This is a genomic window from Ferrovibrio terrae, from assembly GCF_943371255.1.
GTDB classification, from domain to species: Bacteria; Pseudomonadota; Alphaproteobacteria; order Ferrovibrionales; family Ferrovibrionaceae; genus Ferrovibrio; species Ferrovibrio terrae_B.
Window position 1 is genome coordinate 1 of the sequence record NZ_CALRUC010000115.1, and the last position, 13,991, is coordinate 13,991.

At 61.4% G+C, this 13,991-nt stretch carries 13 protein-coding genes; 3 read left to right on the forward strand and 10 right to left on the reverse strand.

All coding sequences use genetic code 11. From position 1 onward, the window contains the following. Positions 1-131 precede the first annotated feature (131 nt). From AAG799_RS18950 to AAG799_RS18965, 4 genes are read right to left on the reverse strand one after another with little or no spacing between them, the layout of a single operon-like run. Positions 132-1,196, reverse strand: a complete 1,065-nt coding sequence (locus tag AAG799_RS18950; protein WP_341898377.1) for a branched-chain amino acid ABC transporter permease — start codon at positions 1,194-1,196, stop codon at positions 132-134. Positions 1,197-1,217: 21 nt separating this feature from the next. Then, entirely contained in the window at positions 1,218-2,102 is an 885-nt protein-coding gene (locus AAG799_RS18955) for a branched-chain amino acid ABC transporter permease (protein ID WP_341898379.1), read from the reverse strand. Positions 2,103-2,115: 13 nt separating this feature from the next. Next, positions 2,116-2,907 (reverse strand): ABC transporter ATP-binding protein, encoded by a 792-nt coding sequence (locus AAG799_RS18960; RefSeq protein ID WP_341898380.1) that lies wholly within the window; start codon positions 2,905-2,907, stop codon positions 2,116-2,118. Positions 2,908-2,912: 5 nt separating this feature from the next. Further along, positions 2,913-4,892: an AMP-binding protein gene (locus AAG799_RS18965; protein ID WP_341898381.1), complete on the reverse strand. Its 1,980-nt coding sequence runs from the start codon at positions 4,890-4,892 to the stop codon at positions 2,913-2,915. Between the two features lie 625 nt (positions 4,893-5,517). Here AAG799_RS18965 and acnA point away from each other — a divergent pair. After that, positions 5,518-8,187 carry an aconitate hydratase AcnA gene (acnA, locus tag AAG799_RS18970; RefSeq protein WP_341898392.1) on the forward strand — a complete coding sequence of 890 codons (2,670 nt, stop codon included), beginning with the start codon at positions 5,518-5,520 and terminating at the stop codon, positions 8,185-8,187. Positions 8,188-8,320: 133 nt separating this feature from the next. Continuing rightward, positions 8,321-9,094, forward strand: a complete 774-nt coding sequence (locus AAG799_RS18975; protein ID WP_341898382.1) for a hypothetical protein — start codon at positions 8,321-8,323, stop codon at positions 9,092-9,094. A 62-nt stretch (positions 9,095-9,156) separates the two neighbouring features. Here AAG799_RS18975 and AAG799_RS18980 read toward each other — a convergent pair whose 3' ends face one another. The 5 genes from AAG799_RS18980 to AAG799_RS19000 form a co-directional block, all read right to left on the reverse strand. Further along, the gene (locus AAG799_RS18980; protein WP_341898383.1) at positions 9,157-9,600 is read right to left on the reverse strand and encodes an FKBP-type peptidyl-prolyl cis-trans isomerase; all 444 of its coding nucleotides are present in this window, start codon (positions 9,598-9,600) and stop codon (positions 9,157-9,159) included. A 104-nt stretch (positions 9,601-9,704) separates the two neighbouring features. Beyond that, positions 9,705-10,109, reverse strand: a complete 405-nt coding sequence (locus tag AAG799_RS18985; RefSeq protein WP_341898384.1) for an FKBP-type peptidyl-prolyl cis-trans isomerase — start codon at positions 10,107-10,109, stop codon at positions 9,705-9,707. Between the two features lie 143 nt (positions 10,110-10,252). Continuing rightward, complete coding sequence (locus AAG799_RS18990; protein WP_341898386.1) at positions 10,253-11,113, reverse strand: UDP-2,3-diacylglucosamine diphosphatase; 861 nt, start codon at positions 11,111-11,113, stop codon at positions 10,253-10,255. A 201-nt stretch (positions 11,114-11,314) separates the two neighbouring features. Beyond that, the gene (locus AAG799_RS18995; protein WP_341898388.1) at positions 11,315-11,620 is read right to left on the reverse strand and encodes an HU family DNA-binding protein; all 306 of its coding nucleotides are present in this window, start codon (positions 11,618-11,620) and stop codon (positions 11,315-11,317) included. A gap of 208 nt (positions 11,621-11,828) precedes the next feature. Next, on the reverse strand, positions 11,829-13,031 hold the full coding sequence (locus tag AAG799_RS19000; RefSeq protein ID WP_341898389.1) for a multidrug effflux MFS transporter: 1,203 nt from the start codon (positions 13,029-13,031) through the stop codon (positions 11,829-11,831). 139 nt (positions 13,032-13,170) lie between these two features. On the opposite strand from AAG799_RS19000, the gene AAG799_RS19005 reads away from it, so the two are divergent. Next, positions 13,171-13,398, forward strand: coding sequence for a hypothetical protein (locus AAG799_RS19005; protein WP_341898390.1), 228 nt, complete (start codon positions 13,171-13,173; stop codon positions 13,396-13,398). Positions 13,399-13,438: 40 nt separating this feature from the next. Here AAG799_RS19005 and AAG799_RS19010 read toward each other — a convergent pair. Further along, positions 13,439-13,991, reverse strand: a 553-nt coding sequence (locus tag AAG799_RS19010) for a LysR family transcriptional regulator substrate-binding protein (protein WP_341898391.1), incomplete at its 5' end; no start/stop codon positions are given.

The window sequence follows — 13,991 nt, forward strand, 5'->3', positions numbered from 1 at the left end:
CCATTTGGATGCTTTCATTTTTTCCTCCCGGTTGTACCCGCCTTATCCGGCGGGAATTGGTGTTAGCCTAGCATGCCAAAAACACAGTACAAACTCGGTTTTTACGCCATGGACGCGGCGCTACACGTTTCTCAATAGGGGAACGGCCAGATCCGCAGCTTCTCCTTGGTGATCTGCCATAACCGCGCCAGCCCATGCGGTTCGACGATCAGGAAGAACACGATCAGGGCGCCGAACACCATGAATTCCAGATGCGAGACCAGGGCGGTCGACAGGTCGAAGCCCAGCATCGGTGGCACCCGGGTCAGGAAAATGGGCAACAGCAGGATGAAGAAAGCCCCGAGGAAACTGCCCAGGATCGAGCCCAGACCGCCGATGATAATCATGAACAGCGCCTGGAACGACAGGTTGATGCCGAAGCCATCAGGCTCGGCCGAACCCAGATATACGAAGAGATACAGCGCGCCGGCGACGCCGACATAGAAGGACGACACCGCAAAGGCGGTCAGCTTGGCCACCACCGGGCGGATGCCAATGATCTCGGCGGCGATGTCCATGTCACGGATCGCCATCCACTGGCGGCCCGGATTGCTGCGGATCATGTTCTTGGCTGCCAGTGCGAGAACCGAAACGACGCCCAGCGCGAAGAGATATTTCTCCATCGGCGTGTCGATGCTCCAGCCCAGCAGGGTGAGCGGCGGAACGGTAATAACGCCAGAGGCGGCATGGTTGGTGAGCCAGCCCCACTTGACGAACAGCCAGGGCAGGAAGAACTGCGCCGCCAGCGTGGCCACGGCGAGGTAGAAGCCCTTGATGCGGAGCGACGGCAGGCCAAAGAACATGCCGACCGCCGCTGTGACCAGGCCGGCCAGGGCAAACACCACCAGCAGGTTGAGATCGGGCACGCGGGTGGCCAGGTTCCAGGCTGCCACCGCCCCGACGCCCATGAAGGCGCCAGTGCCGAGTGAGAGCTGACCGCAATAGCCGGTCAGGATGTTAAGCCCCAGCGCGGCAAGGGCCAGGCAGAGGAAAGGGATCAGCAGTGCGGTGTAGACGTAGTTTGTCGCCACCAGCGGGATACCGCCGAAGGCGACGAGCATCAGCAGCACGAAGAACACGCGGTCCTGCGGGATGGTGAAGATCGCCTGGTCGTCGCTATAGGTGGTCTTGTACTGGCCGGATTCGCGGTAGAGCATGTGTGTGATCCTTCGCTTGCGCTACACGCGTTCGATGAGTTTTTCGCCGAACAGGCCCTGCGGCCGGATCAGCAGGAAGCCGAGCGCCAGCACATAGGCGAACCAGTTCTCGATGCCGCCGCCGAATAGCGGCCCGATATAGACCTCGGCCAGTTTTTCACCGGCGCCAATGATAAGCCCGCCGATGATGGCGCCGGGAATGGAGGTGAACCCGCCGAGGATCAGCACCGGCAGCGCCTTCAGCGCCAGGCTGACGATGGCCGGCTGCACGCCGAGCTTGGAGCCCCACATGATGCCGGCAACCAGTGCGACCAGGCCGGCAATGGCCCAGACGATGATCCAGATCACGTTGAGCGGAATGCCAACCGACTGCGCCGCCTGGTGATCGTCAGCCACCGCACGCAGCGCCCTGCCGGTCCGGGTTTTCTGGAACACCACCAGCGCGGCCAGCAGGGTGCCGGCGACCAGCGCGGCCCACAGATCGAAGGACTGGATCAGGATATCACCATCCATCAGGAAGATCGGATCGGTGGGGATGCCGACATCAAGCTGGCGCACATTGCTGCCCCAGATCAACTGGCCGAAGCCATCGAGAAAGAAGGAGACGCCGATGGTGGCCATGAACAGAATGATACCTTCCTGATTGACCAGATGGCGTAGCACCAGCCGCTCGATCACGCCGGCCAGCAGCACCATCACGCCGATGGTGAGAATCAGCGACAGCCACATCGGCACGCCGATTTCGGTGAAGCCGACAAAGAACAGGCCGGCAAACAGGACCATCGCACCTTGCGCGAAATTGAACACGCCGGATGCCTTGAAGATCAGCACGAAGCCGAGTGCCACGAGGGAATACATCACGCCGGCCATCAGGCCGCCGATCAGGACTTCGAAGAAAAATGCCACCCCGAATCCCCCTTCAGTGCTGCACGCCGAGATAGGCGTCGATCACGGCTTGGTTGTTTTTCACTTCCGACGGCACGCCGTCACCGATCTTGCGGCCGTAATCGAGCACCACGACACGGTCGGAAATATCCATCACCACGCCCATGTCGTGTTCGATCAGGCAGATCGTGGTGCCGAATTCGTCGTTGACGTCGAGAATGAAGCGGCACATGTCCTGCTTCTCCTCCAGATTCATACCGGCCATCGGCTCGTCGAGCAGCAGCAGTGTCGGCTCGGCGGCCAGCGCACGCGCCAGCTCAACGCGCTTCTGCAGGCCATAGGGTAACCGGCCGACCGGCACCTTGCGGATCGCCTGGATTTCCAGGAAGTCGATGATGCGCTCGCAGAATTCGCGATGGACGATCTGCTCGCGCTCCGCCGGCCCCTTGTAGAAGGCCGAAGCCAGCAGACCGGCCTTCATCTTGAGCAGGCGGCCGGTCATGATGTTGTCCAGCGTCGACATGCCCTTGAACAGCGCGATATTCTGGAAGGTACGCGCGATACCGTGGCTGGCGGCCTCATGCGGCTTCATCTGTTTACGTTTTTCACCGCGGTAGGTGATGGTGCCCTGCTGCGGGTGATAGAAGCCGTTGATGCAGTTCAGCATCGAGGATTTGCCGGCGCCGTTCGGCCCGATGATGGCCAGCACCTCATGCTCACGGATCTCGAAGCTGATATCGGTCAGCGCCTTCACGCCGCCAAACGACAGGCTGATATTTTCGACCTTGAGCAGGACGTCGCCAATCTTCTTTTCTGCCACACTCATACCGGTCAGCCCGCCTTGCGCATCGTCGAATAGGTGGTGGCCTCGGCAATCGGCAGGTTGGCCTTGAAGCTGCCGGTGCGGCCGTCCTCAAACGTGATCTTGGCTTCCACCGCAATGGACGATTGGCCGGAATACAGCGCCTCGATCAGGGTGCCATAGCGTTCGGTGATGGTGCTGCGGCGCACCTTGCGGGTGCGGGTCAGCTCACCGTCATCGGCATCCAGTTCCTTGTGCAGGATCAGGAAACGCTTGATCTGGCTTGCCGTCATGCTGCTGTCTGACGACAGGTCGCGATTGACCTGCTCGATGCAGCCCTTGACCAGGTTGTAGACCTCGGGCCGGCCAGCCAGATCGGCATAGGAGGTGTAGGAGAGGCCATTGCGCTCGGCCCAGGAACCGACCGCAGCAAGGTCGATATTGATGAAGACGGCGACATGGTCGCGGCCATGACCGAAGGCGACCGCTTCCTTGATATGGGGAAAGAACTTCAGCTTGTTCTCGATGTATTTCGGCGCGAACAGCGAGCCGTCGGTGAGACGGCCGACATCCTTGGCGCGATCGATGATGCGCAGATGGCCGCTGTCGGTGAACACGCCGGCATCGCCGGTATGCACCCAGCCATCGGGCGTCTTGGTTTCCGCCGTGGCTGCGTCATTCTTGTAATAGCCGACGAAGACGCCGGGACTGCGGAACAGCACCTCTCCCGTGGCCGCGTCGATCTTCAGCTCGACGCCGGGCGCCGGCGGACCGACCGTATCGGGATCGACATCGGTATCGGTATGCATGCACAGATACACCGTGCACTCGGTCTGGCCGTAAAGCTGCTTGAGATTGATGCCGAGCGCGCGAAAGAAGTCGAAGATATCCGGACCGATCGCCTCGCCGGCGGTATAGGCGAGCCGCAGGCGGCTGACCCCCAGTACATTTTTCAGCGGGCCATAGACCAGCAGGTCGCCCAGTGCATATTGCAGGCGGTCGACCAGCGACACCGGCTTGCCTTCCAGGATACGGCGGCCGACCCGGCGCGCCAGGGCGATGAAGTACAGGAACATGCGGCGCTTGATCGCGCTGGCATCCTCCATCCGGATCATCACGGTGGTCAGCAGGTTTTCCCAGATGCGCGGCGGCGCGAAGAAATAGGTCGGCCCCACCTCGCGCAGATCCTGCAGCACGGTATCCGCCGATTCCGGGCAGTTCATGCAGAAGCCGGCCACCGCGCCCTCGACATAGGACAGGAAGTTGTCACCCACCCAGGCCATCGGCAGGTAGGCCAGAATCTGGTCATTTTCGTTCAGCTTGTCGAAGGCAATCGCCAGATTGGCCGAACGCACCACGTTGTCGTGACTCAACATCACGCCCTTGGGCCGGCCGGTGGTGCCGGAGGTGTAGCAGATGATCGAGATATCGCTGCCGGTGCCCTTGGCGATCTCGGCTTCGACGAAGCCCGGATGCGCCTGGTTATAGGCGGCGCCCTGGGCGGTCAGGTCGCTCAGGCTGCGCAGGAAGGGTTCGGTATAATGCCGCAGACCGCGCGGATCGCTGTATATAATGGTCTCCAGGCCCGGCAGGCGGTCGCGGATCGACAGCAGTTTGTCGACCTGCTCCTGGTTCTCGACGATGGCGAAACGGGCCTCGGCATGGTCGATGACATACTGGATCTCGTCGGCCACGCTGTCCTGGTAGACCGGCACCGGAATGCCGCCCAGCGCCTGCGTCGCCGCCATCGCCCAGTAGAGTTCAGGCCGGTTGTCGCCGATGATGGTCAGCTTGTCGCCACGGCGAAAGCCCATGGCCGCCAGGCCGCCGACCATATCGCGGACCTTGATGTCCACCTCACCCCAGGTCCAGGTCTGCCAGATGCCGAGGTCCTTTTCGCGCATGGCCGGCCGGTCGCGGCGGTGCTGCGCGTTGTAAGCGAAGAATTTCGGAATGGTGTCGCGGCCCAACGGGTCACGCCCATCGGGTCGAGCCGACGTCTCGGACATGTATTCGCCTCCTCATCCGCGACGCAGCCGTAGCCGACGCCGTCGTTATTGACCGTTGATAAAGGTCCGGACCTTTACCCGTCAAGGGGGCCGCAGATTCCGCCCCTGCGACCCCCTCGCATTGCCTAAATTTCTACCCCCGTTGAACTTTCTTCCAGCCGAAACTGCTTGGCAAATGCTTGGTTTTACGGCACCTATTTGCCGATCCCACGCGGGCTCAGCCCCCGCCTGACCAGCCTTTCAATATTTTACGTTTCCGCTACGAAAGGATTGCCCCGTGAAAGCCGCCAAGAAGACCAAGAAGGCCGCGAAGGCGAAACGCCCGGCGAAAGCCAAGAAAGCCACCAAGAAGATTGTGAAGGCCAAGAAGGTCGCCAAGCCGGCAAAGAAGGCCGTCAAAGCCAAAAAGGCGGTCAAGAAGAGCGCCAAGAAGGCGGTCAAGGTGAAAAAGGCGGTGAAGGCAGCCAAGAAGGCCGTCGCCCGCAAGATTGCCAAGAAAGCGGTCGCCAAGAAGCAGGCCCTGCGCAGCCCCGCCAAGAAGGTGAAGCCCGCGCCCAAGAAGGCTCCGGCCTTCAAAAGCTCCGGTGCCGCCCGTGCCGTCGCCATCGCGGTAGGCCAGGACACCATGAAAACCCGCCGCATGCTGAAGGTGGGCAACAAGTCTTACGCCTATTACAGCATCAAGGCCGCCGAAAAGGCCGGCCTGGGCGACCTGTCCCGCCTGCCCTATTCGATGAAGGTTCTGCTGGAAAACCTGCTGCGCTACGAAGACGGCCGCAGCGTCACGGTGGATGACCTCAAGGCCGTGGCCCAGTGGCTGAAGGACAAGCGCTCGGACCGCGAGATCGCCTATCGCCCGGCCCGCGTGCTGATGCAGGACTTCACCGGCGTGCCCGCCGTGGTCGATCTGGCCGCCATGCGCGATGCCATGACTCATCTGGGCGGCGACACCAAGAAGATCAATCCGCTGTCGCCGGTCGACCTTGTGATCGACCATTCGGTGATGGTGGACTATTCGGCGGCGAAGAACGCTTTCCAGAAGAATGTCGACCTGGAATACGAGCGCAATGGCGAACGCTATGCCTTCCTGCGCTGGGGCCAGACCGCGTTCGACAACTTCCGCGTCGTGCCGCCGGGCACCGGCATCTGCCACCAGGTGAACGTCGAATACCTGGCGCAGACCGTGTGGACCGGCATGGATGGCAAGACCGAGGTGGCCTACCCGGACACGCTGGTCGGCACCGACAGCCACACCACCATGGTGAATGGCCTGGCTGTGCTGGGCTGGGGCGTGGGCGGCATCGAGGCCGAGGCCGCGATGCTGGGCCAGCCGATCTCCATGCTGCTGCCGGAAGTCGTCGGCTTCCGCCTCTCGGGCAAGCCGAAGGAAGGCACCACGGCCACCGACCTGGTGCTGACCGTGACGCAGATGCTGCGCAAGAAGGGCGTGGTCAACAAGTTCGTCGAATTCTACGGCCCCGGCCTGGACGAGCTGTCGATCGCTGACCGCTGCACGGTTGCCAACATGGCCCCGGAATACGGCGCCACCTGCGGCTTCTTCCCGGTCGATGGCGAAACCATTGCCTATCTGAAGGCTTCGGGCCGCGATCCGGAACGCGTCAAGCTGGTGGAAGCCTATGCCAAGGCGCAGGGTTTCTGGCGTGGTCCGAAGGCGGTCGATCCGATCTTCACCGACACGCTGGAACTCGACCTCTCGACGGTCGAGCCCTCACTGGCCGGCCCGACCCGGCCTGAAGGCCGCGTGCCGCTGAGCCGCGCCGGTGCCGAGTTCAAGGATGCGATGACCAACTTCTACGGCAAGAAGACCGCCGTGGACTTCCGCGCCAAGGTGGAAGGCTCGAACTTCGACCTTGGCCATGGCGATGTGGTGATCGCCGCCATCACCTCCTGCACCAACACCTCGAACCCCAGCGTGCTGCTGGGTGCCGGCCTGCTGGCACGCAATGCGCTCAAGAAAGGCCTGACCACCAAGCCCTGGGTCAAGACCTCGCTGGCGCCGGGTAGCCAGGTGGTCACCGACTATCTGGCCCAGTCGGGCGTGCAGAAGGATCTCGATGCCCTGGGCTTCCAGGTTGTCGGCTATGGCTGCACCACCTGTATCGGCAACTCCGGCCCGCTGCCGGACAACATCTCGAAGGCGATCACCGACAACGACTTCGTCGTCGGTGCCGTGCTGTCGGGCAACCGCAATTTCGAAGGCCGCGTCCATCCGCTGACCAAGGCGAACTACCTCGCCTCGCCGATGCTGGTGGTGGCCTATGCGCTGGCCGGCAACCTGAACATGGATGTCGCCAACGAACCGATCGGCCATGACAAAAAGGGCAAGCCGGTCTACCTGAAGGACATCTGGCCGTCGAACAAGGAAATCGCCGCCACCGTGCGCAAGTACGTGACACCGGCGATGTTCAAGAAGCGCTACGCCGATGTGTTCAAGGGCGATGTGAACTGGCGCAAGATCAAGGTCGATGGCGGCCAGACCTACAAGTGGGACAACAGCTCGACCTATGTGCAGCATCCGCCATATTTCGAGGGCATGCCTGCCGCGCCGTCGGCGATCACGGACGTCAAGGGCGCCCGTCTGCTGGCGATCCTGGGCGACAAGATCACCACCGACCACATCTCGCCCGCCGGTTCGATCAAGAAGGACGGCCCGGCCGGCAAATACCTGACCGACCACAAGGTCAATTATGCCGACTTCAACTCCTATGGCGCCCGTCGCGGCAACCATGAGATCATGATGCGCGGCACGTTTGCCAATATCCGCATCAAGAACGAGATGGTGCCGGGCACCGAGGGCGGCATCACCAAACACATGCCGGCTGGCGATGTGATGTCCATCTATGATGCGGCGATGAAGTACAAGGCCTCGGCCACGCCGCTGGTGATCGTGGCCGGCAAGGAATACGGCAACGGTTCCTCGCGCGACTGGGCGGCCAAGGGCACCATCCTGCTGGGTGTGAAGGCCGTGATCGCCGAAAGCTACGAGCGCATCCATCGCTCGAACCTGGTCGGCATGGGCGTGCTGCCGCTGCAGTTCCTCAACGGCACCACACGCTTCGATCTCAAACTCGACGGTTCGGAGAAATTCGACATCTCCGGGATTGCCGTGGGCCTGAAGCCCCGCATGAAGCTGCCGGTGACCATCAGCCGCGCCGACGGCTCGACCCAGACCATCGAGGTGCTGTGCCGAATCGATACGCTGGACGAGATCGACTACTACAAGAACGGCGGCATCCTGCATTACGTGCTGCGCAACCTGGCCAAGGCCGCCTAAGGCACAGCCTGAGCACAACGCTGCAATCCGCAGAAACGAAAACGGCCGGGGAAACCCGGCCGTTTTTTTATTGCATAGGCTATTCCAGTTCGATATCCCGGACTGGAATCACGGCGTTTCGGGGGAAGCATACATGCATAACGTAATGCGGCTGGCGATCATCGCTGTGGCCGCCCTGACAGCGGCTTGTACGAACCTCACCGTTCCAGCGGAGAAGCTGAACGAGATCAAGTCTCTTGCCGTTGTGCCAGTGCTTGATGATGAGTTCCATTTGTATTTCTACGGCCTTACCATTTTGGACAACCAGCATGAAACAGCTGACGTCGCCGACTGGAAACTGAACGAATTTCTCGGTCAGAAGGCGCGCGAACTCCTCACACCGCGCTACAAGGTGGTGCCGGGTGGCGAGATTGATCGTGCCGCGGCCCTCGCCGCCAATCGCTTTACCGACGATGCGGCATCACATGGTGAACGCGCCTATGCGGCTCTTAAACATAAAGACCCGCAGGTGGACGCGTATCTGTTTCTGATTCGGGAAAAGGATTGGGATCTTGAGGTCAACCGCAACAGCGGGGTGCAGAATGTCGGCCTACAGCGACGTTCCATCGCTATGCGCATGCCATGGGCAAAGTATAGCCAGTACAATATATATACCGTCTACCGGGCCTATCTCGTGGATGGCCGCAGTGGAAAGCTGATTGCGCAACGCCCCGCCTGGATTACGCCACCTGACGGCAGCAGTGGCCGGGCTACACCGCTGGTTCAAATTCCCGAAGGCGATTCATGGCCGCGTACCCTGCCCGCGATCATGCAGGAGCACCGATCGCTGCTGGAGACGAAGACCAAGGAATTGCTGGTAAGCAGTCTGACCTTCACACTCCGGGGACTGGGCCTTCTGGTAGAATAAACTGAGGAAAGCGAAAACGGCCGGGTTTCCCCGGCCGTTTTTTATTGCCTGAAGCGGATCGCTTACTTCAGTTCGAGCAACTCGACATCGAAGATCAGCGTGGCATTCGGCGGGATCGCGCCGCCGCCGGTGCCCTGGGCACCATAGGCCAGCTGCGGCGGAATGATCAGGCTGCGCTGGCCGCCGACCTTCATGCCGACCACACCTTCATCCCAGCCCTTGATGACCCGGCCGCCGCCAAGCGGAAAGGCGAAAGGCTGGCCACGGGTGCGCGATGAGTCGAACTGGCGGCCTTTCTCGCCGGCGATATAGAGCCAGCCGGTATAATGCACCAGGGCGGTCTGGCCGGGCTGAGCGGTGGCGCCATTGCCAAGCTTGGTATCGGTATAGCGCAGACCGGACGCGGTGATCTTTTCCTGCGCCAGGGCATCGTTCTGGGCAGGCATGGCGGCCAGCAGGCCAAGGGCGAGACCAACACCGGCGAAAGCGCGACGGGACAGCGACATCGAAACAAACTCCCTGTTACGGATCATGATGATTCAGGATGGAGTGGGAAAAGTGTCGCCGCAATGCGGCAGCAGCATGGCATTCGCCGTCGACGGAAAATCCGTCAGCGGACGTTGACCAGCTCGATTTCAAAAAACAGCGTGGCGTTCGGCGGGATGATGCGGCCGTTGCCGCGTGCGCCATAGCCGAGGTAGGACGGAATCAGCAGCGCACGCTTGCCGCCTACCTTCATATAGGCCACGCCTTCGTCCCAACCCTTGATCACCTTGCCCTGCCCGAGTGCGAACTCGAACGGCTGGCCACGCTTGTAGGAGCTGTCGAACATCCGGGTCGGCTTGTTGTTTTCCCAGAGCCAGCCGGCGTAATGCACAGAAACCGTCTTGCCGGGTTCGGCCTTTGTGCCAGAACCCAAAGCAATATCTCCGACGCGCATACCAGATGGCGTCTGACGCAGGTTTAAGGCCTCCTGCTTGCCCCCGAGGCCGATGGCCCCCAGCAATGAATCCAACACTCCCATGCCCAGAGAATATCAAGCAAATTTGTCCCTGCCCAGAGTTGTCGATGGACTAAGCGGGAGCGACTCGGACGTGAAATAACATTATTTTATGTGAAATTGAGGGCCTGGACCCGCCAGCCGCGTAATCAGCGCGGCTATTTATCGACGCTGACTGGCAGCGGGCTCGCGCTGGCCGAGATATAATCTGTATCCGGATTATCCGTGCCGTGCGGCAAGAACCGCCCAAGATCCTCGCGCAGGGCTGCCCAATGCAGGATTTCAAGCCGGCCGTCGAAATGCTCGACCAGAGCGGTGCAACTCTCCACCCAGTCGCCATCGTTGCAATACTGAATACCATCGATCTCGCGGATTTCGGCATGGTGGATATGGCCGCAGACCACCCCATCGACATGGCGGCGGCGGGCTTCCTCGGCAATGGCCTGCTCATAGTCGGAGATGAACTCGACCGCGTTCTTGACCTTGTGCTTGAGATAGGCTGACAGCGACCAGTAGGGCAGGCCCATGCGGCGGCGCAGGTGGTTGAACCAGGTGTTCAGGCCAAGGGCGAAGCCATAGGCGGCATCGCCCAGCAGGGCCAGCCACTTGGCGCAGGTGACGATGCCATCGAAATGGTCGCCATGGGTAACCAGCAGCCGGCGGCCATCGGCGGTTTCGTGGATCGCCTCCATCAGGACGGTGATGCCGCCGAACTGCAGGGCCGCGCCTTCGATGAAATCGCGCAGGGCCTCATCATGATTGCCCGGCACATAGATCACGTTGGTGCCTTTGCGGGCCTTGCGCAGCAGTTTCTGCACCACATCGTTATGGCTCTGGTTCCAGTACCAGGAGCGCTTGAGCCGCCAGCCATCGACGATATCGCCGACCAGATACAGCGTATCGGACTCGGTATACCGGAGGAATTCCAGTAGCAGATCGGCTTTACAGCCACGCGTCCCCAGATGGATATCCGAGATCCAGATGGTGCGGTATCGGGCCGGCATCAGGGCCATGTTCATCGGTCACCTGCTCAACGAATCGCGGGAAGGTGCAAATCGTTGGCCGGGAAGATGAATCGCCTAAATCATTGTGTCCCGTGAATTTTCCATGACCTGTATGACGGATTGATGACATCGCGACAGGTAGGCGCAAGGTCGCGGGCAAAGAAAAAGGGCCTGCCGCGAGGCAGGCCCTGAATCCTGTCGTCCTTGCGGAACGGATCAGACGGCTTCCTTCAGCACCTTGGAGGCGCGGAAAGCAACCTTCTTGGAGGCCTTGATCTTGATCGGCTCGCCGGTCTGCGGGTTGCGGCCCATGCGGGCGGCGCGCTTGCGGACCTGGAGGATGCCGATATCGCCCATGCGGACGCGCTCGCCCTTCTTCAGGGACTTGGTGATGGCGGCGAAGAAATCGTCGAACAGAGCAATGGTCGACTTCTTCTGCAGCTCATTCTTCTCGGCCAGCATCGTGGCGATCTGCTTCGCAGTGACGGTAACCGTCTTGGTGGCGGCGGCTGCTTTAGCCATGGTCTCTCTCCTCAGAAATGATGCGTCAGATGTTGTTTTTGAACGAATCGGGGGTTGATTCCCGAATCCTGCATAGCACCGCGCCTGGGTTTTGCCCATCCGGCAATGCATAAAAATCCGCTAGACATGCGGATTTTTGGCCACTGGTGCGAATCGGAGCCGCATATCATGCGGGTTTGTTGCATCCGGGGCCGGACTGAATCGCGTTTTAGGGGCGTCTGGCGCGGAATTTCGCGGCTATGACAAAGCTCGCTACCGCCAGAATTCCGCAAGCCGACATGGTCCAGAGCATCGGATACTGGCTCGGGTCATGGTCCTGGCCGTAGCCAACCAGCACGGCGGCGATGGCGCCGGTCAGCATCTGCAGGGCACCGGACAGGCCGGCGGCCGCGCCGGCCGCGCGCGGATTGACCGAGATCGCGCCGGCGATTCCGTTGGGCAGGGTCAGACCATTCGACATCGCGACCACGGCCATCGGCAGGAAGATACCCGGCAGGCTGAGCGGACCCAGCCAGCTCGACAGTCCCAGCGCCAGAATCCCGATCAGCTGTGCCATGGCGCCGAACATGATCATGCGGTCGACGCCCAGACGCACGGCATAGCGACCGGTGAAGAAATTGCCGGTCAAATAGCCGATCGAGACGACGATGAACCACAGGCCATAGGCCGAGGCCGGCAGGCCCATCACCGTCACCACCACAAAGGGCGCACCGGCGATGAAGGCGAAAAACACCCCTGATGTGAAGGCCGTCTGCAGTACGTAGCCGCAGAAAGCCGGCGAACGCAGCAGCTGACCATAGCCATGCAACAACGCCCGCACCCCTTCGCCCTGGCCGCGCTCGGCCAGGGTTTCCGGCAATGTGAGAATGACCCAGGCATAAACCGCAAGGCCGGCCACGCTGCAGAACACGAAACTGGCACGCCAGCCGAACAGGCCATCGAGATAGCCGCCCAGTGCCGGCGACAGCATCGGCGCCAGTGACATGGCCATGGTGACATAGCCGATCATCGCCGCCGAGCGGTCGCGGTCATACAGGTCGCGGATGATGGCGCGGCCCAGCACCAGGCCGGCGCAACCACCCAGCGCCTGCAGCGCCCGCCCCAGCATCAGCCAGGTGATCGTCGGTGCCAGCACGCAGGCAATGCTGCCAATGCAGTAAATCGCCATGCCCCAGAGCAGCACGGGGCGGCGGCCGTAACGGTCACTGATCGGGCCGTAAATCAACTGCGCAAAGCCCAGCCCAACCAGATAGAAGGTGAGTGTCAGCTGCACCAGGCCGTAATCGACGTTGAAATGTTTTGCCAGCCCCGGCATCGACGGCATGAAGATGTTGAGCGCCAGCGGCCCGAGCGCCGTGATGGCGACCAGGATGAAAACCGAAGGCAGGCGTGGGACCGGAGAAGGGGGCATGAAAACGCAGATAAATGGCGAAACAGCGAAGCGACACTGGGAAAGGCACCATATAGCGCCAATCGTCGCAGCAACCAACCGGCCGACCGGGCGTTATTCACCGGATGTTGTCTATGTGAATACACCAGGAGAAACATGCATGAAATCCAGTCCCCGCCTGACCGACGCCAAGTCCGCCCAAAAACGCAGGGAAGACGCCGAACTGGACCGTGCGCTGCGCGACAGTTTCCCGGCCAGCGATCCGATCTCAATCGCCCAACCGGCCACGGCAATTCCGCAGAAGGCCGATAAACGCCTGGCCAAGGCCGGCGACGAGACCCGGCGCAAGATGGCCGGAATCCGCAAGCAGGCACCGCAAAAGCATTAAGGCAGGTGGAAAGCCGCACCGAAGCCGGGGTAGCGCCGTTTCAGCCAGACGCCGCCAGCAACTTGGCTTCCGCCACCAGGGCTGCCGTCAGTGGTGTCATCGGTTCGCGATTGGGCACGATCAGGCCGATCGAATGCACCGCATCGGGTTCGACGATGGGGATCGAGCGCAGGTGTTCGGTCAGCCCCAGCGTATCCGCCAGCTTTTCCGGCATCACGCTGGCCCAGCGGCCGGTGCGCACATGAGAGAACAGCACGATCATCGAATTCGATTCCAGCGTCGGCTGCGGTTCGGTTCCGGCCGCGCTCAGCAGCTGGTTGATGATGCGCCGGTTCTGCATGTCGGGCGTCAGCAGGCAGAGCGGGATTTTGCCGACTTCCGCCCAGGTCACCGTCGTACGATCACCCAGCGGACTGTCGGCCGAGGTCAGCAGGCGATACTGCTCGGCGTAGAGCGGCACCGTGCGTACCTTGCCCAGCGGTTCGTTGTCGATGTAGCTCAGACCCGCATCGACTTCGAGATTCTCCAGCATTGACAGCACCTCGATCGAGGTGCGCGAGAGGATGGTGAAACGCACATTGGGATGCTTGGCG

What these genes read in the sequence shown, in the direction of transcription:
- AAG799_RS18950 (WP_341898377.1), bottom strand. Translation starts at nt 1,196, where the DNA reads ATGCTCTACCGCGAATCCGGCCAGTACAAGACCACCTATAGCGACGAC.
- AAG799_RS18960 (WP_341898380.1), bottom strand. Translation starts at nt 2,907, where the DNA reads ATGAGTGTGGCAGAAAAGAAGATTGGCGACGTCCTGCTCAAGGTCGAA.
- AAG799_RS18965 (WP_341898381.1), bottom strand. Translation starts at nt 4,892, where the DNA reads ATGTCCGAGACGTCGGCTCGACCCGATGGGCGTGACCCGTTGGGCCGC.
- acnA (WP_341898392.1), top strand. Translation starts at nt 5,518, where the DNA reads ATGAAAACCCGCCGCATGCTGAAGGTGGGCAACAAGTCTTACGCCTAT.
- AAG799_RS18975 (WP_341898382.1), top strand. Translation starts at nt 8,321, where the DNA reads ATGCATAACGTAATGCGGCTGGCGATCATCGCTGTGGCCGCCCTGACA.
- AAG799_RS18980 (WP_341898383.1), bottom strand. Translation starts at nt 9,600, where the DNA reads ATGTCGCTGTCCCGTCGCGCTTTCGCCGGTGTTGGTCTCGCCCTTGGC.
- AAG799_RS18990 (WP_341898386.1), bottom strand. Translation starts at nt 11,113, where the DNA reads ATGAACATGGCCCTGATGCCGGCCCGATACCGCACCATCTGGATCTCG.
- AAG799_RS18995 (WP_341898388.1), bottom strand. Translation starts at nt 11,620, where the DNA reads ATGGCTAAAGCAGCCGCCGCCACCAAGACGGTTACCGTCACTGCGAAG.
- AAG799_RS19000 (WP_341898389.1), bottom strand. Translation starts at nt 13,031, where the DNA reads ATGCCCCCTTCTCCGGTCCCACGCCTGCCTTCGGTTTTCATCCTGGTC.
- AAG799_RS19005 (WP_341898390.1), top strand. Translation starts at nt 13,171, where the DNA reads ATGAAATCCAGTCCCCGCCTGACCGACGCCAAGTCCGCCCAAAAACGC.